General features: G+C 69.0%; 17 protein-coding genes. 7 read left to right on the forward strand and 10 right to left on the reverse strand.

Annotation, left to right across the window (positions count from 1 at the left end; genetic code table 11):
• Window positions 1–376: 376 nt before the first annotated feature.
• The 3 genes from ACFY3C_RS22520 to thyX all read right to left on the reverse strand — a co-directional run bounded on the left by ACFY3C_RS22520 (window position 377) and on the right by thyX (window position 4,069).
• Window positions 377–2,062, reverse strand: coding sequence for a ribonuclease J (locus ACFY3C_RS22520; protein WP_386581919.1), 1,686 nt, complete (start codon window positions 2,060–2,062; stop codon window positions 377–379).
• Between the two features lie 156 nt (window positions 2,063–2,218).
• On the reverse strand, window positions 2,219–3,118 hold the full coding sequence (gene dapA / locus ACFY3C_RS22525) for a 4-hydroxy-tetrahydrodipicolinate synthase (protein ID WP_386581921.1): 900 nt from the start codon (window positions 3,116–3,118) through the stop codon (window positions 2,219–2,221).
• A 210-nt stretch (window positions 3,119–3,328) separates the two neighbouring features.
• Window positions 3,329–4,069 carry an FAD-dependent thymidylate synthase gene (gene thyX, locus ACFY3C_RS22530; RefSeq protein WP_386581922.1) on the reverse strand — a complete coding sequence of 247 codons (741 nt, stop codon included), beginning with the start codon at window positions 4,067–4,069 and terminating at the stop codon, window positions 3,329–3,331.
• A 176-nt stretch (window positions 4,070–4,245) separates the two neighbouring features.
• On the opposite strand from thyX, the gene ACFY3C_RS22535 reads away from it, so the two are divergent.
• Both ACFY3C_RS22535 and ACFY3C_RS22540 read left to right on the forward strand, forming a co-directional pair.
• Window positions 4,246–4,431, forward strand: a complete 186-nt coding sequence (locus tag ACFY3C_RS22535) for a hypothetical protein (protein WP_386581924.1) — start codon at window positions 4,246–4,248, stop codon at window positions 4,429–4,431.
• A gap of 90 nt (window positions 4,432–4,521) precedes the next feature.
• Window positions 4,522–5,079, forward strand: a complete 558-nt coding sequence (locus ACFY3C_RS22540) for a hypothetical protein (RefSeq protein WP_390772002.1) — start codon at window positions 4,522–4,524, stop codon at window positions 5,077–5,079.
• A 93-nt stretch (window positions 5,080–5,172) separates the two neighbouring features.
• On the opposite strand, the gene ACFY3C_RS22545 is transcribed toward ACFY3C_RS22540, so the two are convergent.
• The 5 genes from ACFY3C_RS22545 to rpsO all read right to left on the reverse strand — a co-directional run bounded on the left by ACFY3C_RS22545 (window position 5,173) and on the right by rpsO (window position 10,652).
• Complete coding sequence (locus ACFY3C_RS22545; RefSeq protein ID WP_386581927.1) at window positions 5,173–5,628, reverse strand: hypothetical protein; 456 nt, start codon at window positions 5,626–5,628, stop codon at window positions 5,173–5,175.
• 13 nt (window positions 5,629–5,641) lie between these two features.
• Window positions 5,642–6,394 (reverse strand): 4-hydroxy-tetrahydrodipicolinate reductase, encoded by a 753-nt coding sequence (dapB, locus tag ACFY3C_RS22550; protein ID WP_386581929.1) that lies wholly within the window; start codon window positions 6,392–6,394, stop codon window positions 5,642–5,644.
• 27 nt (window positions 6,395–6,421) lie between these two features.
• Entirely contained in the window at window positions 6,422–7,801 is a 1,380-nt protein-coding gene (locus ACFY3C_RS22555) for a M16 family metallopeptidase (RefSeq protein ID WP_386581930.1), read from the reverse strand.
• Entirely contained in the window at window positions 7,798–10,017 is a 2,220-nt protein-coding gene (locus ACFY3C_RS22560; RefSeq protein WP_386581932.1) for a polyribonucleotide nucleotidyltransferase, read from the reverse strand. The genes ACFY3C_RS22555 and ACFY3C_RS22560 overlap by 4 nt, the downstream gene beginning before the upstream one ends.
• Window positions 10,018–10,364: 347 nt before the next feature.
• Window positions 10,365–10,652: a 30S ribosomal protein S15 gene (gene rpsO / locus ACFY3C_RS22565; protein ID WP_033529274.1), complete on the reverse strand. Its 288-nt coding sequence runs from the start codon at window positions 10,650–10,652 to the stop codon at window positions 10,365–10,367.
• Between the two features lie 274 nt (window positions 10,653–10,926).
• Here rpsO and ACFY3C_RS22570 point away from each other — a divergent pair, with 274 nt between their 5' ends.
• Window positions 10,927–11,220 carry a DUF397 domain-containing protein gene (locus ACFY3C_RS22570; protein ID WP_386581934.1) on the forward strand — a complete coding sequence of 98 codons (294 nt, stop codon included), beginning with the start codon at window positions 10,927–10,929 and terminating at the stop codon, window positions 11,218–11,220.
• 86 nt (window positions 11,221–11,306) lie between these two features.
• Here the strand turns inward: ACFY3C_RS22570 and eccD are convergent, their stop codons facing one another.
• Window positions 11,307–12,815, reverse strand: coding sequence for a type VII secretion integral membrane protein EccD (gene eccD / locus ACFY3C_RS22575; protein ID WP_386581939.1), 1,509 nt, complete (start codon window positions 12,813–12,815; stop codon window positions 11,307–11,309).
• A 337-nt stretch (window positions 12,816–13,152) separates the two neighbouring features.
• On the opposite strand from eccD, the gene eccCa reads away from it, so the two are divergent.
• The 4 genes from eccCa (at window position 13,153) to ACFY3C_RS22595 (ending at window position 22,373) form a co-directional block, all read left to right on the forward strand.
• Window positions 13,153–17,124: a type VII secretion protein EccCa gene (eccCa, locus tag ACFY3C_RS22580; protein WP_390772003.1), complete on the forward strand. Its 3,972-nt coding sequence runs from the start codon at window positions 13,153–13,155 to the stop codon at window positions 17,122–17,124.
• A 45-nt stretch (window positions 17,125–17,169) separates the two neighbouring features.
• Window positions 17,170–18,060, forward strand: coding sequence for a serine/threonine protein kinase (locus ACFY3C_RS22585; RefSeq protein ID WP_390772004.1), 891 nt, complete (start codon window positions 17,170–17,172; stop codon window positions 18,058–18,060).
• 10 nt (window positions 18,061–18,070) lie between these two features.
• On the forward strand, window positions 18,071–20,224 hold the full coding sequence (locus tag ACFY3C_RS22590) for a protein kinase (RefSeq protein ID WP_390772199.1): 2,154 nt from the start codon (window positions 18,071–18,073) through the stop codon (window positions 20,222–20,224).
• Window positions 20,225–20,297: 73 nt separating this feature from the next.
• On the forward strand, window positions 20,298–22,373 hold the full coding sequence (locus ACFY3C_RS22595; RefSeq protein ID WP_390772005.1) for a PQQ-binding-like beta-propeller repeat protein: 2,076 nt from the start codon (window positions 20,298–20,300) through the stop codon (window positions 22,371–22,373).
• 39 nt (window positions 22,374–22,412) lie between these two features.
• Here ACFY3C_RS22595 and ACFY3C_RS22600 read toward each other — a convergent pair whose 3' ends face one another.
• A complete protein-coding gene (locus ACFY3C_RS22600; RefSeq protein ID WP_390772006.1) occupies window positions 22,413–24,512 on the reverse strand; it encodes a protein kinase in 2,100 nt (699 codons plus the stop codon).
• Window positions 24,513–24,544 lie beyond the last annotated feature (32 nt).

Consider the following 24,544-nt stretch of genomic DNA (forward strand, 5'->3'; position numbering starts at 1 on the left):
TTCCGACGGACGGGGTATCAACATATCTGGCGTTGATTTTTGGCACGCTGTTGAGTTCTCAAGGAACGGTCGCTTCCTTTGTACTCACCCTCTCGGGCTTTCCTCCGGGCTCCCCTTCGGTGTTTCCGACTCTATCAGATCTTTTCTCGATCCGATTTCCTCGGTGCTTTCCAGGTTCTCGCTTTCGCGTTTCCCTTTCCGGCGGCTCCGACTTTATCAGAAGTTCTGAGCCGGATTTCCCACCCGCTCCGGGGCACCGTCGTCCAGCACACGAGGTACTGGGGGGTTCCCGGTTGGGCGGAGCCGTAAACGTACTGGAGCGGGGCGCCCCGATGCAAATCGAGGGGCCCCGCTCCGAGTTCACGCGGACGAGGTGTCAGACCTCCACCACGACCGGCAGGATCATCGGCCTGCGGCGATACGTGTCGGAAACCCACTTGCCGAGGGTGCGCCGAACGAGTTGCTGCAACTGGTGGGGCTCCACCACACCGTCCTGGGCCGAGCGCTCCAGAGCCTCGGTGATCTTCGGGAGGACGTCGGCGAAGGCGGAGTCCTCGATGCCGGAACCGCGGGCCTGGACGTGCGGGCCACCCGTGATCTTGCCGGTGGAGGAGTCCACCACCACGAAGACCGAGATGATGCCCTCGTCGCCGAGGATCTTGCGGTCCTTCAGGGCCGGCTCTCCGACGTCACCGACGGAGAGGCCGTCGACGTAGACGTAACCCGCCTGGACCTTGCCCGAGATCTTGGCCTTGCCCTCGATCAGGTCGACCACCACGCCGTCCTCGGCGATGACGATCCGGTCGTGCGGGACACCCGTGAGCGCGCCCAGCTCGGCGTTGGCGCGCAGATGCCGCCATTCGCCGTGGACCGGCATCAGGTTCCTCGGGCGGCAGATGTTGTAGAAGTACAGCAACTCGCCCGCGGAGGCGTGGCCGGAAACATGCACCTTGGCGTTGCCCTTGTGGACGACGTTGGCGCCCCAGCGGGTCAGGCCGTTGATCACGCGGTAGACCGCGTTCTCGTTTCCGGGGATGAGGGACGAGGCCAGGATGACCGTGTCGCCGTCGACGATGCGGATCTGGTGGTCGCGGTTGGCCATGCGGGACAGGGCCGCCATCGGCTCGCCCTGGGAGCCCGTGCAGACCAGGACCACCTCGTGGTCCGGCAGGTCGTCCAGCGTCTTGACGTCGACGACCAGGCCCGCCGGGACCTTCAGATAGCCGAGGTCGCGGGCGATACCCATGTTGCGGACCATGGAGCGGCCGACGAAGGCGACCCGGCGGCCGTACTCGTGCGCCGCGTCCAGGATCTGCTGGATGCGGTGGACGTGGCTGGCGAAGCTCGCCACGATGATCCGCTTGCGGGCGCCGGCGAAGACCTGGCGCAGGACGTTGGAGATGTCCCGCTCGTGTGGGGTGAAGCCCGGGACCTCGGCGTTCGTGGAGTCGGTGAGCAGGAGGTCGATGCCCTCGTCGCTCAGCCGTGCGAACGCGTGCAGGTCGGTGAGGCGGTTGTCCAGCGGCAGCTGGTCCATCTTGAAGTCGCCGGTGTGCACCGCCATGCCGGCGGGCGTGCGGATGGCGACGGCCAGGGCGTCCGGGATGGAGTGGTTGACCGCGATGAACTCGCAGTCGAAGGGGCCGATGCGCTCGCGGTTCCCCTCCGCCACCTCCAGGGTGTACGGGCGGATCCGGTGCTCCTGGAGCTTGGCCTCGATGAGGGCGAGGGTCAGCTTGGAGCCGATCAGCGGGATGTCCGGCTTCTCGCGGAGCAGGAAGGGGACGCCACCGATGTGGTCCTCGTGGCCGTGCGTGAGGACGATGCCCTCGATGTCGTCGAGGCGGTCCCGGATGGACGAGAAGTCCGGCAGGATCAGGTCGATTCCGGGCTGCTCCTCCTCGGGGAAGAGCACTCCGCAGTCGACGATCAGGAGACGGCCGCCGTACTCGAAGACCGTCATGTTTCGGCCGATCTCACCGAGGCCGCCGAGCGGGGTGACTCGCAGGCCGCCCTCGGGGAGCGGCGGGGGCGGGCCGAGTTCGGGATGCGGATGACTCAAAAGACTCTCCTCACCATGCGCGCCACGTACCGGTCGGGCACGTGGCGCGCATGACGTTCGTGCAGAAGCAGTTGTCGTTGTGGGGTGCGGGCACCGGTGGCCCGCTTATGCGGTTGTGTATTCAGTTGTGAAGCTCGGGTGGTGCCAAGTCTGTTGTCAGAGCTGTACCCCGCCGGCGGCAAGATCGATCTTGAGCTGGGCGATCTCCTCGGCCGAGCACTCGACCATGGGGGCGCGCAGGGGTCCGGCGGGAAGTCCCTGGAGGGCGAGCGCGGCCTTGGTGGTCATCACGCCCTGGGTGCGGAACATGCCCGTGTAGACCGGGAGCAGCTTCTGGTGGATCTCGGTGGCCTTGACGACGTCGCCCGAGGTGTACGCGTCGACGAGGGCGCGCAGGTCGGGGGTGACGAGGTGGCCGACGACCGAGACGAAGCCGACCGCGCCCACGGAGAGGAGGGGCAGGTTCAGCATGTCGTCGCCGGAGTACCAGGCGAGACCGGACTGGGCGATGGCCCAGCTGGCGCGGCCGAGGTCGCCCTTGGCGTCCTTGTTGGCGACGATCCGGGGGTGCTCGGCGAGGCGGACGAGCGTCTCGGTGTTGATCGGGACGCCGCTGCGGCCGGGGATGTCGTAGAGCATGACCGGCAGCCCGGTGGTGTCCGCGACGGCCGTGAAGTGCCGGTACAGGCCCTCCTGCGGGGGCTTGTTGTAGTACGGCGTGACGACCAGCAGGCCGTGTGCGCCGACACGCTCGGCCTCGCGGGCCAGCTCGATGCTGTGGTGGGTGTCGTTGGTGCCGACGCCGGCGACGATGTGGGCGCGGTCGCCGACCGCCTCCAGTACGGCTCGTACGAGGTCCGATTTCTCCGCGTCGCTGGTGGTGGGGGACTCGCCGGTGGTGCCGTTGATGATCAGGCCGTCGTTGCCTGCGTCCACCAGGTGGGTGGCGAGCCGCTGCGCGCCGTCGAGGTCGAGTGCGCCGTCCGCCGTGAAGGGCGTGACCATGGCGGTGAGGACCCGCCCGAAGGGGGTCTGCGGAGTCGAGGTCGGAGCCATGGGTAACACGCTACTCGGTGCTCCATGCGTGGTCTGCCCTTGGGGTGCCTGGAAAGTCCGGACAAATGCGGAGCCCGGCACTGCCTGCTCGGGGGTTCAAGCAGTGCCGGGTCCGTTTGATCAGGCTAGATGAACTTCTCCAAATGCCGCAATACGGACACTTCGCTCGGCTGATCCGTACATCCGTTCCGCGTGGGGAACAGGGCTTCGTTACGGGGCCACACGGCCGTTCGCATTGAAGGCGGCGTAGGTGAGCGGCATGAGCCTGGCCCACTCCGCCTCCATCTTCTCGCCGACCATCTCGATCTCCCGCTGCGGGAAGGACGGCACCTTCGCCAGCTCGTGCTGGGTGCGCAGGCCGAGGAAGTGCATCAGCGAGCGGGCGTTGCAGGTGGCGTACATCGAGGAGAAGAGGCCGACGGGGAGGACCGAGCGGGCGACCTCGCGGGCGACGCCGGCGTCGAGCATCTCCTGGTACGCCTCGTAGGCCTGCAGGTACGAGTCCTGCATGACACGGCCGACCAGCTCCTGCTGGGCCTGGGTGCCCTCGACGAAGACGTACTTGCCGGGACGGCCCTCCTGGACCAGCTTGCGAGACTCGTCCGGGACGTAGAAGACGGGCTGCAGCTCCCGGTAGCGGCCCGACTCCTCGTTGTACGACCAGCCGACCCGGTGCCGCATGAACTCGCGGAAGACGAAGATCGGGGCGCTGATGAAGAAGGTCATCGAGTTGTGCTCGAACGGGCTGCCGTGCCGGTCGCGCATCAGGTAGTTGATCAGGCCCTTGGAACGCTCCGGGTCCTTGTTCAGCTCGTCCAGGGACTGCTCCCCGACAGTCGACACACGGGCCGCGAAGAGAACATCGGAGTCCGCTGCGCTGTGTTTGACCAGTTCAACGGTGACATCACTACGCAGGTCGATCTTGAGCTGATCGTCGGGGGTGGGGGTCACGATTCGGCGGGTCCTTCCCATCTCGTCTGTTGCGGACGCCACTCTACGGCCCGCCAAACGGGGCGTTCGTCGTCGTGCCTGAATGAACTTGGTGAAACCGGGCACCGATTGCGACGCTTGTTCGTCTGTGTGGGTGAGACTCGTCCGTTTCCTCCCCGAAGGGAGCCGTACCCCCCATGTTCCGCAGCAATGTCGCTCCCCCGCCCCGTCAGCGGGCGTCCGCCGGCCGGATAGCCGGGAGCTGGCTGCTGGGCCTCACCATCGTGGCCGGGCTCGTCGGCGCGGTGATCCTCGGCATGCCGGCCCTGTCGACGCCGTCCAGTACGCCGGCCCCGCCGTCCCAGGCCTCGCAGGGGCGCTGACCCTTACGGCCGCCCAAGGGTGGTGAGCGGGAACCCGGCCGGATAGCCTCACCGGGCACAGCCCCAGCAAGGATTGAGTGAGGACCAGCCGTGCCCCTGCCCTTCCTGACGGCCGACCGCACCTTCGAGGCGGCTTCCGAGAGTCCGCTGCCCTTCGACGACCGGGAGCGCTGGCGGCGCCCCTACCGGCCCGGCCCCGGACGCGTGGGCGGAGCGGCCCTGTGGCTGCTGCTGTCCTCGTTCGTGCTGTTCGCCGCGGTCCTGATCGCCCTGACCGGCTCGGCGTCCTCGGCTGGCGTGGTCCTCGGCCTGGCGCTGACGGTCATCGCCTGCGCGCTGCGGATGCTGCGCATGGGCGTGTGGGTGAGCGCACACGGACTGCGCCACGTCAGCTTCCTCATGACGCGTACGGTGCCCTGGCAGCGGGTGATCTCGGTGCGGACGGCCCAGCAGCCGGTGCGCTGGCTGGGGCTGCCCCGCACGGTGCAGGGGCAGGCCCTGACGCTCGTACGCAAGGACCGGCCCACCGAGGACACCCCGCCCCTGCTGACCACGCACGGCCTGGACTTCCTGAACCGCCCCGTGGCCTTCGACCGGGCGGCGGACACGGTGGAGGCGTGGGCCGCGGAGTACGGCCGGAACGTTTGAGCTTCCGGTTGCGGTGATCTCCGCCCGACCACCGCAACCACTCGTTGAGGAACCACGACGGCGATCAGCCAGGTCCGCGAGAGCGGCGCCGGTTCAGGCGCAAAAAGGGGGTCTGCCGTCGTGCAGGGCGATGGCGCGCTGCATCGCCTTGCGGGCACGCGGGGTGTCCCGGGCGTCGTGGTAGGCGACGGCGAGCCGGAACCAGCTGCGCCAGTCGTCCGGAGCCGCCTCCGTCTCGGCCTTGCGCTTGGCGAACACCTCGTCGGCCGAGTCGCGGTCGATACGACCGCCCGCGGTGCGCTTCAGCTCGTCGACGGGGAGCCCGCCCTCGGCGTCGAGTTCGGCGGCGAGCTGGTTGGCCTTCCGGACGAACTGGGTGTTCTTCCACAGGAACCACAGGCCGATGACCGGCAGGATGAGCACCGCGATCCCGAAGGTGACGGTGAGGACCGTGCCGGACTGGATGAGCATGACGCCGCGGCTGCCGACCAGCACGAAGTAGAAGAGCAGGACGGCGGCCGTGACGAGGTAAGTGATCTTCGCGCGCATGACGTCTTCGGGCTCAGCTCAGGTCCAGGAAGTGCTCCAGGCCGAAAGTCAGGCCCGGAGTCGACACCACGCGGCGGGCGCCGAGCAGGATGCCCGGCATGAAGCTGCTGTGGTGCAGGGAGTCGTGTCGGATGGTGAGGGTCTCGCCCTCGCCGCCCAGCAGCACCTCCTGGTGGGCCAGGAGGCCGCGCAGCCGCACAGCGTGCACCGGGACGCCGTCGACGTCGGCACCCCGGGCGCCGTCCAGGGCCGTCACGGTGGCGTCCGGCGCCGGGGCCGTGCCGGCGGCGCGGCGGGCCTCTGCGATGAGCTGAGCGGTGCGCGTGGCGGTCCCCGAGGGGGCGTCCACCTTGTTCGGGTGGTGCAGCTCGACGACCTCGACCGACTCGAAGTACGGCGCGGCGATCTGCGCGAACTTCATGGTGAGGACGGCGCCGATGGAGAAGTTCGGCGCGATGAGCACGCCGGTCTCCGGGGACTGGGCGAGCCAGCCCTTCAGCTGTGCGAGGCGCTCGTCCGTCCAGCCCGTCGTACCGACGACCGCGTGGATGCCGTGGCGCACGCAGAAGTCGAGGTTGCCCATGACGGAGGCGGGGGTGGTCAGCTCGACGGCGACCTGGGCGCCGTTCTCCGCCAGCGTCTCCAGCTTGTCGCCCCGTCCGAGAGCGGCGACCAGCTCCATGTCGTCGGCGGCCTCGACCGCCCGTACCGCCTCGGACCCGATCCGGCCCTTGGCACCGAGGATCGCCACGCGCAGCTTGCTCATGTTCCCTGCTTCCTAACCGGTGGTGTTTCAGGCGACGGCGTCGTGCAGACGGGAGGCCTGCTTGTCCTTCAGCGGGCCGATGACCGACAGCGACGGGCGCTGTCCCAGGATGTCGCGGGCGACCGAGCGGATCTCGTCCGGGGTGACCGCGGCAATCCGGGCCAGCATGTCGTCGACCGACATCTGCTCGCCCCAGCACAGCTCGCTCTTGCCGATACGGTTCATCAGCGCGCCGGTGTCCTCCAGGCCCAGGACGGTGGAGCCCTGGAGCTGGCCTATGGCGCGGCTGATCTCGTCGTCGGACAGGCCGTTGGCTGCGACGTGGTCGAGTTCGTCGCGGCAGATCTTCAGCACGTCGTGCACCTGGCTCGGGCGGCAGCCCGCGTACACGCCGAACAGGCCGCAGTCGGCGAAGCCCGAGGTGTACGAGTACACGCTGTAGGCGAGGCCGCGCTTCTCCCGGACCTCCTGGAAGAGGCGGGAGGACATGCCGCCGCCGAGGGCGGTGTTGAGCACGCCCATGGCCCAGCGGCGGTCGTCCGTGCGGGCCAGGCCGGGCATGCCGAGGACGACGTGCGCCTGCTCGGTCTTGCGGGCGAGCAGCTCGACCTTGCCGGCCGTGCGGATCGTACGGCGGCCGTGGCGCGGGGCGATGGGCTGCGCGTCCAGGTTCTTGAAGGCGTCCGCCTTCTCGAAGGCCGCGCGGACCTGTCGTACGACCTTGTTGTGGTCGATGTTGCCGGCGCAGGCGACCACGAGGTGGGTCGGGTCGTAGTGCTTCTTGTAGAAGCGGCGGATGCGGTCGGCGCCGAGGGCGTTGACCGTGTCGACCGTGCCGAGGACGGGGCGGCCGAGGGCGTTGTCGCCGAACATCGTGTGCGCGAACAGGTCGTGCACACAGTCGCCCGGGTCGTCCTCGGTCATCGCGATCTCCTCGAGGATCGCGCCGCGCTCGACGTTGACGTCCTCTTCGAGGATGAGCGAGCCGGTCAGCATGTCGCAGACCACGTCTATGGCGAGCGGCAGGTCGGTGTCGAGCACGCGCGCGTAGTAGCACGTGTACTCCTTGGCCGTGAACGCGTTCATCTCGCCGCCGACCGCGTCGACGGCGGAGGAGATGTCCAGCGCCGACCTGCGGCCGGTGCCCTTGAAGAGCAGGTGCTCCAGGTAGTGCGTGGCGCCGTTCAGGGCCGGCGTCTCGTCGCGGGAGCCGACGTGCGCCCAGATACCGAAGGTCGCGGAGCGGACCGAGGGCAGGGTCTCGGTGACGATGCGCAGGCCGCCCGGGAGGGTGGTCTTGCGGACCGTGCCGATGCCGTTGGTGCCCTTGATCAGGGTTTGGGTACGGGCGACGGCCCGCGCCTCCGAAGAGGTGCGGGCCGTCGCCTTGGAGCTACGGGACGTCACTGCTCGGCGTCGTCCTTCTTCGTCTCGTCGCCTTCTTCGCCCTCGATCACCGGAACGAGGGACAGCTTGCCGCGGGAGTCGATCTCGGCGATCTCGACCTGGACCTTCTGGCCCACACCGAGCACGTCCTCGACGTTCTCCACGCGCTTGCCGCCGGCGAGCTTGCGGATCTGCGAGATGTGCAGCAGACCGTCCTTGCCGGGCAGCAGGGAGACGAACGCACCGAAGGTGGTCGTCTTCACGACCGTACCGAGGTAGCGCTCGCCGACCTCGGGCATCGTCGGGTTGGCGATGCCGTTGATCGTGGCGCGGGCGGCCTCGGCGGACGGGCCGTCGGCGGCACCGATGTAGATCGTGCCGTCGTCCTCGATGGTGATCTCGGCGCCGGTGTCCTCCTGGATCTGGTTGATCATCTTGCCCTTGGGGCCGATGACCTCACCGATCTTGTCGACCGGGATCTTGACGGTGATGATCCGCGGAGCGTGCGGGGACATCTCGTCGGGCCGGTCGATGGCCTCCATCATCACGTCGAGGATGTGGAGACGGGCGTCGCGGGCCTGCTTGAGGGCCGCGCCCAGGACGGAGGCCGGGATGCCGTCCAGCTTGGTGTCGAGCTGGAGCGCGGTCACGAACTCCTTGGTGCCGGCGACCTTGAAGTCCATGTCACCGAAGGCGTCCTCCGCACCGAGGATGTCGGTGAGGGTGACGTAGTGCGTCTCGCCCTCGATCTCCTGGGAGATCAGGCCCATGGCGATACCGGCGACCGGGGCCTTCAGCGGCACACCGGCGTTCAGCAGCGACATGGTGGAGGCGCACACGGAGCCCATGGACGTCGAGCCGTTGGAGCCGAGGGCCTCGGACACCTGGCGGATCGCGTACGGGAACTCCTCGCGCGTCGGCAGCACCGGCACGAGGGCGCGCTCGGCGAGGGCGCCGTGGCCGATCTCGCGGCGCTTCGGGGAGCCGACGCGGCCGGTCTCACCGGTGGAGTACGGCGGGAAGTTGTAGTTGTGCATGTAGCGCTTGCGGGTCACCGGGGAGAGGGTGTCCAGCTGCTGCTCCATGCGGAGCATGTTGAGGGTGGTGACGCCCAGGATCTGGGTCTCGCCACGCTCGAACAGCGCGGAGCCGTGCACCCGCGGGATGGCCTCGACCTCGGCGGCCAGGGTGCGGATGTCGGTGACACCGCGGCCGTCGATGCGCTTCTTCTCCTTGATCACGCGCTCGCGGACCAGCTGCTTGGTGAGCGAGCGGTACGCGGCGGAGATCTCCTTCTCGCGGCCCTCGAACTCCGGCAGGAGCTTCTCGGCGGCGAGCGCCTTGACGCGGTCCAGCTCGGACTCGCGCTCCTGCTTGCCCGCGATGGTCAGCGCGGAGGCCAGCTCCGGGCGGACGGCGGCGGACAGGGCCTCCAGGACGTCGTCCTGGTAGTCCAGGAAGATCGGGAACTCGGCGGTCGGCTTGGCGGCCTTCGACGCGAGGTCCGCCTGGGCCTTGCACAGGACCTTGATGAAGGGCTTCGCGGCGTCCAGACCGGCGGCGACGACCTCCTCGGTCGGGGCCTCGGAGCCGCCCTCGACCAGCTTGATCGTCTGGTCGGTGGCCTCGGCCTCGACCATCATGATCGCGACGTCGCCGTCCTCCAGGACGCGACCGGCGACCACCATGTCGAAGACGGCGTCCTCGAGCTCGGTGTGCGTCGGGAACGCGACCCACTGACCGCGGATCAGCGCGACGCGGACGCCGCCGATCGGGCCGGAGAAGGGCAGACCGGCCAGCTGCGTGGACGCGGACGCGGCGTTGATCGCGACGACGTCGTACAGGTGGTCGGGGTTGAGCGCCATGATCGTGGCGACGACCTGGATCTCGTTGCGCAGGCCCTTCTTGAAGGACGGGCGCAGCGGGCGGTCGATCAGACGGCAGGTGAGGATCGCGTCCTCGGAGGGACGGCCCTCACGGCGGAAGAAGCTGCCGGGGATCTTGCCGGCGGCGTACATCCGCTCCTCGACGTCCACCGTCAGCGGGAAGAAGTCGAGCTGGTCCTTGGGGTTCTTGGAGGCGGTGGTGGCCGACAGCACCATGGTGTCGTCGTCCAGGTACGCCACGGCGGAACCGGCGGCCTGCTTGGCCAGGCGGCCCGTCTCGAAGCGGATGGTACGGGTGCCGAAGGCGCCGTTGTCGATGACGGCCTCGGCGTAGTGGGTCTCGTTCTCCACTAGCGTTTTCTCCTCGTCTTCGTCCCTGGGCTGCCCGTGTGGCAGGGGGACGGTTACGGAGAAGCGCGCCGTGCTGTGCGGGCCGGTCTTCGATCGAAGCACCCGGGGCTCGCTTCCCCCCGGGGGCCACTACCGAGGACCGGCGGCGGCTAAGGAGCGCTTCTCCTTTTCGTTGTCGTGCTGTGTCGTCCGTACTGCGTTGTGCTACCACACTACAAAGCGTGAGTGACACTCCGCACGTTTCCGCACGTACGACGGGGGCTTGCCTGCATACGACAGGACTTCCCCGCATACGGCAAAGGGAGCGGTTCCCGAGTCCCTCCGGGAACCGCTCCCCTCATGCCGTCTTACTTGGCGCCCGCAGCACCGCGGCGGATGCCGAGGCGGTCGACCAGCGTACGGAAGCGCTGGATGTCCTTCTTCGCCAGGTACTGCAGCAGGCGACGGCGCTGACCGACCAGGATCAGCAGACCACGACGGGAGTGGTGGTCGTGCTTGTGGGTCTTGAGGTGCTCCGTCAGGTCGGAGATCCGACGCGAGAGCATGGCGACCTGGACCTCGGGGGAGCCGGTGTCGCCCTCCTTGGTACCGAACTCGCTGATGATCTGCTTCTTCGTAGCGGCGTCGAGCGACACGCGTACTCCTCATAGTCCGTGAGTGCCCACCGAGCGCCCCCGGTCTGCGTCTCGGGGGAGGCTTCCATGACTCGGAAGGCGGGGATCCGCTGGGCGCGGCCTCCGGAGCCTTCTGAGAAGGGTTCCGGGGGTGCGTACACAAACGGCCGTCACACAGCGTACCAGCCAGTGGCGGGAACCCCCTCCCGCCTTCAGGAACGGACCGGGTCCGCGGGATGCGGCCACTAGGGTGAGCGTGCTGATCGTACGTACGTCGGGAAGGGGTCGCTTCGGGATGGCGGAGACGGAAGCGGAGATCAAGGCGCGCAAGGAGCGGGAGCGCGACGAGCTGTACGCGCTCGACATCTCGGGCGTCGAATGGCACTGCGCCCCGGGTACGGAGGAGCACGAGGAGCGGGTCGAGATCGCGTACCTCCCGGACGGGGCGGTGGCGATGCGGTCCTCCCTCGACCACGGCACCGTGCTGCGGTACACGGAGGCGGAGTGGCGGGCGTTCGTCCTGGGTGCCCGGGACGGGGAGTTCGATCTGAAGCCGATGCCGCACAACGGCGGACTCGCTTCCGAGTGAGCGGACCGCAGAAATGGCAGAAAAGGGCGGCACGCGCGCGTGCCGCCCTTTTCTGCCATTTCTGCGTCCGGTGAGCCGGCGAGGACCTAGCTGGTCATCGCCCGCGCCCGCTCGTACACGTCGAACACGGCCAGCGCCAGCGGGATCAGCGTGAGCAGGACGAAGCTCTCGGCGATCTCCAGGAAGCGGCCCCAGAAGGGGGTGACACCGCGCCGCGGGGTGATCAGACCGATCGCGGTGACCAGGGCGGTGGCCGCGCCGACCGCCGCGGCGAGCCAGACGCTGCGGATGTCGAGGGCGTTGCTGTCGCCCTGGAAGGCGTCGATCAGGTAGTTCCGGGGCGGGTTCAGCGCGAGCCCGAGGCCGAGGAAGACGATCGCGGCCAGGCCCGCGGCCAGGGTGGCGCCGACCTGCGCGGTGTAGCGGAACAGATGCGCCCGCATCAGCATCGCCACGCCGGTCGCGAGGGCCAGGAGCTGGGCCCAGGTGTTGCTGGAGAAGCCGAGGACGATCGAGGCGCCCACCGCGACCAGGGCACAGCCGCCGACGAAGCCGACGAGGAGTTCGTGGCCGCGCCGGGCCTGGGCGGCCACCCGCTCCAGGTCCACGGGCTCCTGCGGGGCGGGCTCGCCGCGGTCGTAGCCGCCGCGAGAGGGGTTGGGCGGCTCGAAGCCGATGGGCAGCCGTGCGAAGCGCATGGACAGGCCCGGCAGGAAGGCCAGCGCCACGACGGACAGCGGGGCGCAGACGGCGGCCGTCTCGATGGGCTTCAGCTCGGTGAGGATCGCGATGAAGCTGGTGACCAGACCGATGGCGGAGGCGAAGACGAACGCCACGAAGGGTCCGTCACCGCCCGGCGACACCAGGGTGAGCACCACGGAGGCGACCAGGACCGCCGCGCAGGCGAGCAGGAACTGGAGTCGTCCGATGCCCTGTCCGGCGGAGAGCGACAGCAGCCCCGAACCGGCCACGGCGACGTTCGGCAGGGCGCCGAGCCCCAGCGCGACCGCGGAGCCCCGGTCGCCGTACACACGCGCGCGGACGCAGGCGAGGGTGACCAGCAGGACGCCGGTGACGCCCGCGATGATGCCCTGCAGGCTGTACATGTCGTGGTGGATCTGGGAGCTCCAGGCCACGAACGCGAGCAGCGCGGGCAGGATGCCGCCCGCGACGAGGCCGGCGGCACGGGTGAGGTCGCCGCTCCACAGGGTGCGGTCGCGGGTGACGGCGGAGGCCACCGCCTCGGAGACGTCGTCGAGGACCGCGGGCGGCAGCGACTCGGCGAACGGGCGCAGGGTGAGCAGTTCGCCGTCGAGGATGCGCTGCGCCGTGAAGGACCGCGCGCCGTCGAGGACGGTGCCGTCCCGCCGTACGAGGTGGTAGCCGACCGGCGCACCCTCGGCGGGGCTCTGCTGGGACAGGCGCAGGATCTCCGGGTACAGGTCGGCGACCGGTACGTCGTCGGGCAGCGCCACGTCTATGCGGCTGTCGGGCGCCACGATGGTGACCCGGCAGAAGCCGAATCCCATGCCTGCCCCGGAAGGGGCTCCGGTGCCCGGTCCACCGGTCGCGCCGGCAGGCGCGGAGGCCGTCATGCTCACCTGCTGTTCCCCCTCGTCGGCGGTGGGGCGGCCTGCGGTGCCGCCGCACACTCTTCCGCCCGTAAAGATCCTGTGTAGGTTGTGCCGCGCCATCCGCACCGCCGGCCAACCGAGCGGTCGTATCCGGGGGTTGCGGGGTGGCGCTTGTTTCGAACCGTTGCGGATTGCCCGGGTTTTCCCGGCCCGATTCGCAACTGCTCACGCGTCTCACCGGCACCCTACCGCCCGCCGTTGTCCGTGGTTGTCAGTAGGATCGCGCTTCGCGGTCGACGTCCGCCTGACACGGGGCGGCGGACGAAACATCTCGGTCCGGCAAGGGAATTGGTGCGTAGTGAGCCACATCGTCGTCAAGCGCCCACCACGGGCACTGCCGAAGGAAGTGCCCACGGACGAGGTCGTACTGCAAGCACCGCCGGAGCTTCCGCGCGGTCAGCAGGAAGGCGCTCTGATGCAGCTCCTGCCCATGCTCGGCATGGGCGGGTCCGTGGTGTTCTTCTTCAACCCCCAGGCCCAGCCCTTCATGAAGATCATGGGCATGGTGATGGTGGCCTCGACGATCGGCATGGGCATCTCGATGCTGATCCGCTACCGCCGCGGCAGCCAGGGGCAGATGGCCGACATGCGCCGTGACTACCTCCGTTACCTGTCGCAGACCCGGCGCGCCGCCCTGGAGACCGCGAAGTCCCAGCGTGACGCCCAGTACTACCTGAACCCTTCGCCGGAGCAACTGTGGGCGCTGGTCGCCGAGGGCAGCCGGGTGTGGGAACGGCGCACCGGTGACGAGGACTTCGGGCAGGTGCGGGTGGGCCTGGGCCCACAGGCCCTGGCCACTCCCCTGATCCCGCCTCAGACCGCTCCGGTCGACGAGCTGGAGCCGCTGACCGCGGGCGCCATGCAGCGCTTCCTGGCCACGCACAGCACCCTCGACGACCTGCCGATGGCGGTGTCGCTGCGCGCCTTCTACCACGTGACGATCAGCGGCGAGCCGGGCACCGTGCGCGGCACCGCCCGCGCCGTCACCGCCTCCCTCGCCTCGCTGCACTCCCCCGAGGACCTGGTCATCGCCGTCGTCACCGGACGCGCGTCGGCGCCCGAGTGGGAGTGGGCCAAGTGGCTGCCGCACGTGCAGGCCCCGGGCGTCGCCGACGGCGCCGGCAGCGTGCGCCTGATCACCACCGACCCGGTGGAACTGGAGGACCGGCTCGCCTCCCGCCTGCAGGGCCGCCCGCGCTTCCACCCCGGCGGAGCGCCGGTTCCCGAGCAGCCGCACGTGGTGGTCGTGCTCGACGGCATCTCCCTGCCGCCGACGTCGTTGCTGGCCAGTCCCGAAGGCATGCAGGGCGTGACGGTCCTGGAGGTCGTGCCCGGCGACCTCACCATCGGCCGCGGCGACCTCTCCGTCATCGTGCAGCCCCACGAACTGCGCCTGGAGTCGGCGCACGGCATGGTCTACGACGGAACCCCGGACGTCCTGTCGTACCAGGCCGCGGAGGCGCTCTCCCGGCAACTGGCGCCGCTGCGCATGGCGTCGGGCGGCGACGACGACCAGCCGCTGCTCGCCAACCTGGAGTTCACGGACCTGCTGAACCTGGGCGACGCGGCCTCGGTCGACACGAAGCGGACCTGGCGGCCGCGCTCGCAGTCGGAGCGGCTGCGCGTGGCGATCGGTCTCGGCGAGGACGGCCGGCCCGTGATGCTGGACCTCAAGGAGGCCGCCCAGGAGGGCATGGGCCCGCACGGCCTGTGCGTCGGTGCGACCGGTTCCGGCAAGTCCGAGCTGCTGCGCACGCTCGTTCTCGGTCTCGCCGTGACCCACTCCTCCGAGACGCTGAACTTCGTCCTCGCCGACTTCAAGGGTGGTGCAACGTTCGCGGGCATGGCCCAGATGCCGCACGTGGCGGCCGTGATCACCAACCTCGCGGACGACCTGACCCTCGTCGACCGCATGGGCGACTCGATCCGCGGTGAGCTCAACCGCCGCCAGGAGATGCTCCGCGACGCGGGCAACTACGCGAACATCCACGACTACGAGAAGGCCCGCGCGGCCGGCGCGCCGCTGCAGCCGATCCCGTCCCTGGTCCTGGTGATCGACGAGTTCAGCGAACTGCTGACCGCGAAGCCGGACTTCATCGAGATGTTCGTGCAGATCGGCCGTATCGGCCGTTCGCTGGGCGTGCACCTGCTGCTCGCCTCCCAGCGTCTGGAGGAGGGGCGGCTGCGCGGCCTGGAGACCTACCTCTCCTACCGCATCGGTCTGCGGACGTTCTCGGCGGCCGAGTCGCGCGCCGCGCTCGGCGTCCCGGACGCCTACGAGCTGCCGAACGTCCCGGGTTCGGGTTTCCTGAAGTTCGGTACGGACGAGATGGTGCGCTTCAAGGCGGCGTACGTCTCCGGTGTGTACCGCACCAGCTCGCAACAGGCCGCCGCGCTCGGCGGTCCGCTGCCCGTCGACCGCAGGCCGGTCCTCTTCACGGCGGCCGAGGTCCCTGTGCAGTACGTGCCGGTCCCGAAGCAGCGCCAGGAGGCGCCCGACCAGCAGAAGGACGACGCGCTCGCCGACACCGTCCTGGACGTGATCGTGCGGCGCCTGGAGGCGCAGGGTCCGGCCGCCCACCAGGTGTGGCTGCCCCCGCTGGACAGCCCGCCGTCGCTCGACACGCTGCTGCCGGGACTCGCCCCGGTGCCCGGCCGTGGCATGACCCAGCCGGGCTACGAGGGCGCGGGCCGGCTCGTCGTCCCCGTCGGCCTCATCGACAAGCCCTACGAGCAGCGCCGCGACCCGCTGTGGCTCGACTTCGGCGGCGCGGCCGGCCACATGCAGATCATCGGCGGCCCGCAGTCCGGCAAGTCGACGCTGCTGCGTTCGATCATCGCGTCGTTCGCCCTCACCCACACCCCGCGGGAAGTGCAGTTCTACGGCCTGGACTTCGGCGGTGGCGGTATGGCCGCGGTGGCCGGCCTGCCGCACATGGGCGGTTTCGCCTCGCGTCTGGACCCCGAGAAGGTCAGGCGTACGGCAGCCGAGGTGTACGGCGTCATGACCCGCCGCGAGGAGTACTTCCGCTCCGCGGGCATCTCCTCCATCGCTGAGTTCCGCTCCCGCCGCGCGCGCGGCGACATCTCGGTGACCGACCAGCCCTGGGGCGACGTCTTCCTGGTCATCGACGGCTGGGGCAACTTCCGTACGGACTACGAGGCCCTGGAGCCGCTGGTGCTGGACATCGCCGCGCGCGGTCTGGGCTACGGCATCCACCTCATCCTCACCGCCTCGCGCACGATGGAGGTCCGCGCAAACCTCAAGGACCACCTGATGAACCGCCTGGAGCTGCGGCTGGGCGACCCGATGGACTCCGAGATCGACCGCAAGGTGGCGGCCAACGTCCCCACCGGTGTGCCGGGTCGCGGCCAGACCCCGCAGAGGCAGCACTTCATGGCGGCGGTCCCGCGCATCGACGGCCTCTCCTCCGACACCGACCTCGCGGAGGCGTCGACCGCCCTCGCGGCCGAGGTCAGCCGTCACTGGCAGGAGCCGGGCGCGCCGGAGGTACGCCTGCTGCCCCGCGAGTTCGCCGCGGCCCAGCTTCCTCCGGGCGACCGTTTCCCGAACCGGGGCATCTCCTTCGCCCTGGACGAGGACAACCTCGAGCCGGTGTTCGTGGACTTCGAACAGGACCCGTTCTTCCTGGTGTTCGGCGAGAGCGAGTCGGGCAAGTCGAACCTGCTGAAGCTGCTGATCAAGCGCCTCACCGAGCGCTACGACGGCAACTCCTGCAAGCTGTTCGTCGTCGACAACCGCCGCTCGCTGCTCGGGGTGACCCCGCCGTCCCATCTGGCGGAGTACATCCCCATGTCCAACCAGATGCAGCACCACATGGACGCACTGGCCGACCTGATGCAGCGCCGCACGCCGACGGCCGACGTCACCCCGGAGCAGCTGCGCGATCGCAGCTGGTGGCGGGGCCCCACGGTCTACGTCATCATCGACGACTACGACCTCGTGTCCACGTCCAGCGGCAACCCGCTGTCGGGCCTGACGGAACTCCTCCCGTTCGCCCGCGACGTCGGCGTCCGCTTCATCATCGCCCGCTCCACCGCGGGCGCGTCCCGCGCCGGCTACGAATCCTTCATGCAGCGCATCAAGGAACTCGGCGCCCAGGGCGTCGTCCTCGCGGGCGACCCGGCCGAGGGCGACCTGCTCGGCGGGGTCCGGCCGCGGGCGATGCCTGCGGGGCGGGGGGTGTTCGTTTCTCGGAAGAGGGGGAAGCCGATGGTGCAGGTGGGGCTGGTGCGTGATGGCGAGTGAGCGGTTCGTAGCTGCTCACGGGACGACTTCCCGAAGCGGTCCGGAGTGACAGCGTCAGGAGTCCCACTGCAGATCCCCTCACGTCTCGGCTCGTACGCCGTTCTGACGGCGCTCGACGGGGACGCGCTGAGCACCGTCGCCGAGCGCCGCTACATCGCCCGGAGCCACGACGGCAACCGTACGGTCGTAGTGGCGCTCCCGCCCATCGGCGCGGACCACGCCCGGTGGGCCGCCGAGGCAACGACAGCCCGAGGACTGGCGCTGCCCGGACTCCTGCCGATCGCGGAGCTAGACACTTCGTCGACGCTCCCTTGGTACGGCATCGAATACCGCCCGCTGCTTGCGCTGCCGACGGTGCTCGGTGCCCACGGCGGTCCCCTGCCCGACCACACGGTGCGTGCGCTCGGCGCGTCCCTCGCCTCGTCGCTCGCTCTGGCCCACGCTCAGGGTGTGACTCACGCGGGGCTTTCCCCCGAGGCGGTGTTGCTCGGCATGGAAGGGCCGCGCATCAGCTGCTTCGGGGCTGCACGGGCAGCGGCACCTGATGGGGTGGCTCGCTCCGGCATTCCATGGCTCAACCCCAGCTGCCTTGCGCCGGAGCAGGCGTCCGGCGGGCGGCCCCGTCCGCCTGGAGACGTCTTCGCCCTGGGAGCCGTACTCTCCTACGCGAGCACCGGTCATACCGTTCCCGAATTCGGCGAACTACCCGTCTCCCTTCGTTCTCTGGTCTCTCGCTGTCTGTCCCGTGACGCCGCACAGCGACCACAAGCGAGCCATCTCGCCAAGGAATTGGCTGGTTCGACTGCAGCAGCGCTGGGAGCCACCGTCCTGGACGTGTCCGCCCCAGTTCCTCTTCCCGGGAAGGTCATCGCCGCACTGGCCCGACAGTCTGCCGCGTTGCTCGCCGCAGAAATCCGCCTCGACTCCCGAATATGACGGGCTCCCGATGCTCTCGCCTCTCACACACGACGATCCAGCCCACATCGCGGCGTATCGGTTGCTCGCCCGGCTCGGCAGCGGCGGCATGGGGACGGTCTACCTTGCACGAGCGGCTTCGGGGCGCACCGCCGCCCTGAAGACGATGCACGCCCGGATCGCGGCGGATCCGGCGTCCCGTACCCGGTTTCACCTGGAGATCGATGCGGCTCGGGTGATCGGCGGGCGGTACGGGGCCCAAGTGTTCGACGCGGATCCGTTCGCGCCCACACCGTGGCTGGCGACGGAATACGTGATCGGGCCTCCCCTCGGTGACGCGATCGCCGCCTTCGGCCCACTGCCGGAGCGTGCAGTGCGCGCGCTGGGGACCGCGCTGTGCGAGGCCCTGGGGCAGCTGCACAGCTCGGACGTTGTCCACCGTGATCTCAAGCCGTCCAACATCATGATCACCACCGACGGCCCTCGCCTCATCGATTTCGGCATCGCACGCGCCCTCGGTGACGAGCACCTCACGCGTACGGGAACGGCCGCGGGCACACCGGCCTACATGTCACCCGAACAGGCCATGGGTCAGGAGCACACGGCCGCGGGCGATGTCTTCGCGCTGGCAGGCGTGCTGGTCTTCGCGGCGACCGGCCGCGCCCCGTTCGGTTCGGGACAGGCCGCAGACCTGCTGTACCGTGTCCGCTACGCCGACCCCGACCTGAGTCATGTTCCGCCGGTCCTCGCGCCCCTACTGTTGCGCTGCCTCGAGAAGGATCCGTCGCAACGACCGACCACTTCGGAGCTTGGCGCCCAACTGGCCGCGTTCGGAGAGGAATTCCCGAACCTCCTGCCTCAGCCGCTGCTCGACGAAATCGGTCGACGGGCTTCGGCCGTATGGCAGGCCCCTCCTCCCCGGCTCCCTGTGCCGGCCCCGGATCCATACGACCCGACGGTCACGTCCGGTACCACTCCAGCCCCCGCCGGACCGTCTCGCCGCAAGCTCCTCACGATCGGCGGAGGTTCGCTGCTCGCGGTAGCGGCCGCGGGGACCGGAGCATGGTCATGGTGGGGACGCGGAGGCCGTGAAAAGGCTCCGTCGGCAGTGTGGCGGGCCGCCTTCACGGCGCCAGCTTCGGAGGAGCGCACGCCTCCCGTGGTCGTCGGCGACCGTCTCGTCGTGAACGGCACCTCCAGTGTGCGCGCATTCGACGTGGCGACCGGCCAACCGGCCTGGGACAGCGGGGATCTCGCTGGGCCATGGCGGGCAGCGACGGACGGCAGCCATCTCTACGGTCTGTCCCCGGTCGGCTCGAATCCCTATGCGTTCACCATCTCCAGCGTCGGCCTGAGTGATGGATCCTTCACCTCCCTAGCCGCCCTGCTCGACAAGTGGGCCGGCGGCCTCAAGTACGAGCGGCTGCTGTGCGTTGCGAACGGCAAGGCTTTCGCCGTGGCGGGAGTCAAGACACGCAAGCAGGGCGAGACGCAGACCGACGGCCCGGACACCGTGTGGAGCCTCCTCTCCGCCGACCTCACCACTGGCGAGGTTCTCTGGGACCTGTCACTGGGACGCACCGGTTCCGCCGGGCAGACATACGTGATGGCGCGTGTCGTCGGCGAGTCCCTGATCATCTGCGGCAAGGGGAGTTCGGGGCCGTACATCGCCTCATACAACGCCCTTTACGATCACCGCGACTGGTCCGTCGAGGTTTCCCAGGCCGAGCTCCACTCTGGAAGCAATCAGATGGCCGCGGACAAGGAGAACGTCTACCTCGGTGGTGATGTGCTGCGCGCGAGGTCGCTGAGCACCGGAAAGACCGTCTGGTCCTATCGCGGCCCCGCAAAGCGATACGGCGCTCCGACCGTCGAGGACGGTGTCGTGTACGCGACTGAGGGCAAGGGCTCCCGCGGGCTCGTCGCCGTCGGCGCCGACAACGGCAAGCTGATCTGGCGCGAGAGCGATGCACCGGCAGCGGCCCCCGGCCTCGACACGGCACCGGTGGTGGGCAGGACATACATCTACCGGCGGTCCGCCGAGGGAATCGTCGCGGTCGACCGCACGAGCCACAAAGCGGCCTGGACGTTCCGAACCGATGCGACTGCCCTGGTGGCGCTGCCGAGTCGGGAGCTGCTGTTCGGGGTGGCGGAACGCTCTGTCATCGCTCTGCCCCTGGAATGACCCTATTCCGCACCCAAGCCTTCGTCGCAGTACGCCTGGCCTTCGATGAAACCTCGTTGAAGAGAGACTTCACATGACTCCCCTCGGCCTCGGTGATCCGCTCCGCCTCGGCCCCTACCGGCTCCTCGGTGTGCTCGGCGAAGGTGGCATGGGCAAGGTGTACGTGGGCCGGGATGCCTCCGGCACCGTGGCCGCGGTGAAGGTTCTGCGTCCCGAACTCGCCCACGACCAGAATCTGACCCACCGTTTCCTGCGCGAGGCCCACACCGCCCAGGCAGTGAAGAGCAGCGGCGTCGCCCGGGTGCTGGGTGCTCAGCTGGAAGGTGGGCGCCCCTGGATCGCGTCGGAGTTCCTGTCCGGTCCAACACTCGAGCAGGCTGTCGGCGCGCACGGCCCGTTCGACGAGACCGGCGTCCGGGTGCTTGCCGCCGCCCTCGCAACCACCCTCTCCGACATTCATACCGCCGGACTGGTCCATCGTGACCTGAAGCCCGCCAATATCGTGCTGACCTCGAAGGGGCCCCGGATCATCGATTTCGGCATCGCACGCCCCGAGCACGGCCTCACCCTCACGACGACCGGTCAGGTCCCGGTCACACCGGGATTCGGTGCGCCGGAGCAAGTTCTCGGGCATCGGGTGGGACCGGCCGCCGATGTCTTCTCCCTCGGGGCCGTCCTGGTGTACGCGGCCGGCGGACGGCCTGCATACACCGGATCGCACGTCGCCACAGTTCAGTACACGGTCGTGCACGGCGAACCCGACCTCACAGCGGTACCCCCGAGTCTCCAACCCCTCATCGCTCCCTGTCTGTTCAAGGAACCGGCACAACGCCCGGTGCCGGCGCAGATCTCCACTGCCTTCGCCCCGCCGCGAGGAGCACAACGGGTGTGGCAACGGGGTCGAGTCGCCGAAGTGATCAAGCATCACGAGACTCAGACCAAGCAGTACACGACCGTTGTGGGGAGCGAACGGCGATCGGGAGCGTCCCGGCGCCGGTTCCTTGCCGGGCTCGGAGCGGGCGGTGCGCTTCTTGCCGCGGGCGGAGGTACGACGGCGTGGTGGATGTTGCGCGACGACTTCCCGCCAGCCGGAGACGCCCCGCCCGCCAAGCTCATCAAGGATCCGAGCTCGGGCAACTACTACGACAACAAGCCGCCTCGGCCCTTCTGGGGCCCGCTCAAGGTGGCCGCCACGGACTCCCCCGCACCGCTGGTGCTGCGCGACGTGGTGATCTTCGCCTCAGCAGACGGCGGACTGACCGCACGCAAGATCACGGACGGTACGGAGAAGTGGGCGTTGCCCGACATCGACGCCACCGCACGGTATGTGGCAGTAGGCCGCACTCAGTTCGCAGCTGTCGACGGGAAGGGCAATCTTCACATCCACGACGCGTCCACCAGCGAGCGCTTGTGGAGCGTCTCGCTCGGGGTGACACGGGTGCTCGCTTCCGACGGTTCCACCGTGTATGCCGCAACAGCCGACGACAATCTGCGCGCAGTGGACAGGACCAGCCACAAGAACAGATGGCCGGCGCCCACCGCCTACGTCGCACCCATCGGAAAGACCGCCGAGGCCGCCGCCGCCGACGGCTATCTGGTCGTGTCCTGCGAGGACGGCACCGTCTTCGCCTTCAACTCAAGGACAGGCAAGAAGGCATGGGACCTGACGGGACAGAACAAGGGGACGGCCTTCGCTCCCCTCATCGCCGACGAGACGGTGTATCTGGGCGGCAATGACCTCATAGCGTGCCGTCTGAGTGACGGAGAAGAGGTCTGGAAAGCCCTTGGTACCTGGGGCCCGCCGATTCTGGAGGGGGATTACGTTCTGTCCGTGGACGGCGGTGGCGAATGGTCCACATATGACCAACGTCCTGTTCGCTTCTCGGCGGGTACGGGCGACGAAGACTCCGACTGGTATGCGGCACCCGAGGGCGACGACGCGCCTATGGCCGCCCCACTCATCCAAGGTCACTCGATGTGGTTGGTCGAGGGGGGCGACACCAAAGGCGTCACCGCCCTCAACAAGGACACCGGCGACCGAGCTTGGACATACAAACCCGAGCGTGGCGGCACCTGGCGCATGGCGGCAGCGGGCAACCGGGTCTTTCTCCTCAATGGCGGAGAGGCTGTGGCCATGCCGGTCTTCTGACGGCTCTTGTCGCCTTCCGTCTATGTCTCACCGAGGCCTTCAGAACACTGGCAACGCGTAGAGCGAGCTGTCGTTTCTGATGAACACCCTGTTGCCGGCGACTGCGATCGCATGCTGCTTGGCTTCGGGCAGTTCGTAGGACCAGACCGACAACCCGTCGTCCAAGTTCACGGTGTTGACGACGGTGCGGTACTCACGGTCGATCATCCACACTCCGGTGCCTTGGACGAGCACGGAGCTGTCGCTGCCGCCACCCATACGAGAGGTCCAGATGTTACGGCCGTCGACGGTGCTCCGGCGTTGGGGGAACATCCCGCCGTCCGCGTAGACCGAGTCTCCGTGGACACTCACCGGACCCCATTCCGCCGGGGCCTCGTACATGTCTCTGGTCGTCTTGCTCCAGATCTCCTTGCCGTCGATGAGTCTCAGTGCGGCCAATGTCCTGCCGTTGAGGTACACGACGCCGTCCCGCACGACGGGATTGATCGAGACCTCTTTCGCCTGGTTGCGCCGCTGCCACACCAGGCGGCCATCACCTGTCGCCATGGCCAGTACGTGGCCGTCGACCGTCGGGAGCACCAGACGTCCGCGGCCGACGGCTACCCTCGCGGAGATCTTTCCGCGGTGTTCGGACGGGATTTGTGCCGTCCAGCGGACCTTGGCATCCGAGCGGCCCACGCTGCGTAGCCGGTGGTCCTTCGTCATGACGTAGACGGCCCTGTCGTCGGCGGCCACGACAGCCGCGGCGTCGGCTGCCGCGGTCCACTTGCGCTCGCCGGTGGACGGCACGAACGTATGCAGAGTTCCTTCGGCGTCGACGGCGACGATCAAGCGGTCGGAGAGCGAGAGGTAGTGATCCGGCTGTACATCTCGTGCCGCCCAGCGCCGTTTTCCGTCCACGACGTTGTAGGCCGCGATCCCGCGTTTGCCGTAGCCGTAGTCCCCGATCACGACGACGTCCCGCACGGGCAGCGGAGCGGCGGAATCCTGGTCGATGATCTCGCGACGGCTCCACAGCGCTTTGGGTGACCCGCCGACGATGTAGTCACCGTCATCTGCGACGAGCAGCCGGGCCTTCGGTGTCGTCACGGCAGGAGGGATGTCGAACAGGCTGTCCTTCTGGTCCTGGCGCGCCTGCTGCCGGAGCAGCCACCATCCCGTCGTACCTCCCCCCGCGGCGAGCACCGTGCCGCCGGCGGCGAGGCCCGTGAGCAGACGGCGCCTCGTCACGGTCGTCGAGGAGCCCGTCGTGGGCGGCGCGGTGAGCTGACGTACCTGGCGTTCCCGCTCCTTGATCTCGTCCCCGACCGGGCCGCGCTGCCACACGCGGCCGCTGTTCTTCGGTGGAGCGAATGCCGTGGCGATCTGCCCCGGGGCCGGCCGTGACGCACCGTCCTTGGCCAGACAGGGGGCGACGAGCGTGTGCAGCTGAGGGGGCAGGCCGTCCCAGCGCGGTTCGCCGTGGACGACCTCGTACTGTACGGCGGCCACGTGGGCCCCCTCGAACGCGCGTCGGCCGGTGGCCGCGTAGACGAGGACTGCGCCCAGGGAGAACACGTCCGCAGCGGGTGTCACTCGCCGCCCCAGCACCTGCTCAGGGGCGCCGTACCCCGGCGTGACGGGGATCTGGCCGGTGGTGGTGAGCGTCAGGCCGTGCTCGGGGCGGGCGATGCCGAAGTCGATGACCCGTGGCCCGGTCGACGTCAGGACGATGTTCTGGGGTTTGAGGTCACGATGAATGAAACCCGCGGCGTGGATGTCCGCGAGGGTCTGTGCGATCGACGCCGCCAAGGCGCGCACGCTCGTCTCATCGAGCGGTCCATGCTTGTCGACCGCCTGGTCCAGGGTCGGTCCGGCGAGGAACTCGGTGGCGATCCAAGGGCGCCCGCCCTCGGTCTGCGCGCCCAGGACCGCCGCCACACCCGGGCTTCGCACGGCCTGCGCCGCGAGCGCCTCACGTACGAAACGCTGGGCGAGATTTGCGTCGTGGGCCAGTTCCGGGCGGAGCACCTTGATCGCCGCGATGGTCCCAGCGCCGTCCTGGCCGGCGTACACCTTGCCCATGCCACCCTCGCCCAGCACGCCGAGCATGCGGTACGGCCCGAGGCGGATCGGGTCGCCGACACCCAGGGGATTCATCGCTGACTGCTTTCTCTTCTGCCCATCGGGGA

The sequence above is a fragment of the Streptomyces sp. NPDC001410 genome (assembly GCF_042895235.1).
Classification (GTDB): domain Bacteria; phylum Actinomycetota; class Actinomycetes; order Streptomycetales; family Streptomycetaceae; genus Streptomyces.

Excerpts from the sequence above, each read along its gene's own strand:
- dapA (WP_386581921.1), bottom strand. The coding sequence starts at position 3,118 with ATGGCTCCGACCTCGACTCCGCAGACCCCCTTCGGGCGGGTCCTCACC.
- ACFY3C_RS22535 (WP_386581924.1), top strand. The coding sequence starts at position 4,246 with ATGTTCCGCAGCAATGTCGCTCCCCCGCCCCGTCAGCGGGCGTCCGCC.
- ACFY3C_RS22545 (WP_386581927.1), bottom strand. The coding sequence starts at position 5,628 with ATGCGCGCGAAGATCACTTACCTCGTCACGGCCGCCGTCCTGCTCTTC.
- dapB (WP_386581929.1), bottom strand. The coding sequence starts at position 6,394 with ATGAGCAAGCTGCGCGTGGCGATCCTCGGTGCCAAGGGCCGGATCGGG.
- ACFY3C_RS22570 (WP_386581934.1), top strand. The coding sequence starts at position 10,927 with ATGGCGGAGACGGAAGCGGAGATCAAGGCGCGCAAGGAGCGGGAGCGC.
- eccD (WP_386581939.1), bottom strand. The coding sequence starts at position 12,815 with ATGACGGCCTCCGCGCCTGCCGGCGCGACCGGTGGACCGGGCACCGGA.
- ACFY3C_RS22590 (WP_390772199.1), top strand. The coding sequence starts at position 18,071 with ATGCTCTCGCCTCTCACACACGACGATCCAGCCCACATCGCGGCGTAT.
- ACFY3C_RS22595 (WP_390772005.1), top strand. The coding sequence starts at position 20,298 with ATGACTCCCCTCGGCCTCGGTGATCCGCTCCGCCTCGGCCCCTACCGG.
- ACFY3C_RS22600 (WP_390772006.1), bottom strand. The coding sequence starts at position 24,512 with ATGAATCCCCTGGGTGTCGGCGACCCGATCCGCCTCGGGCCGTACCGC.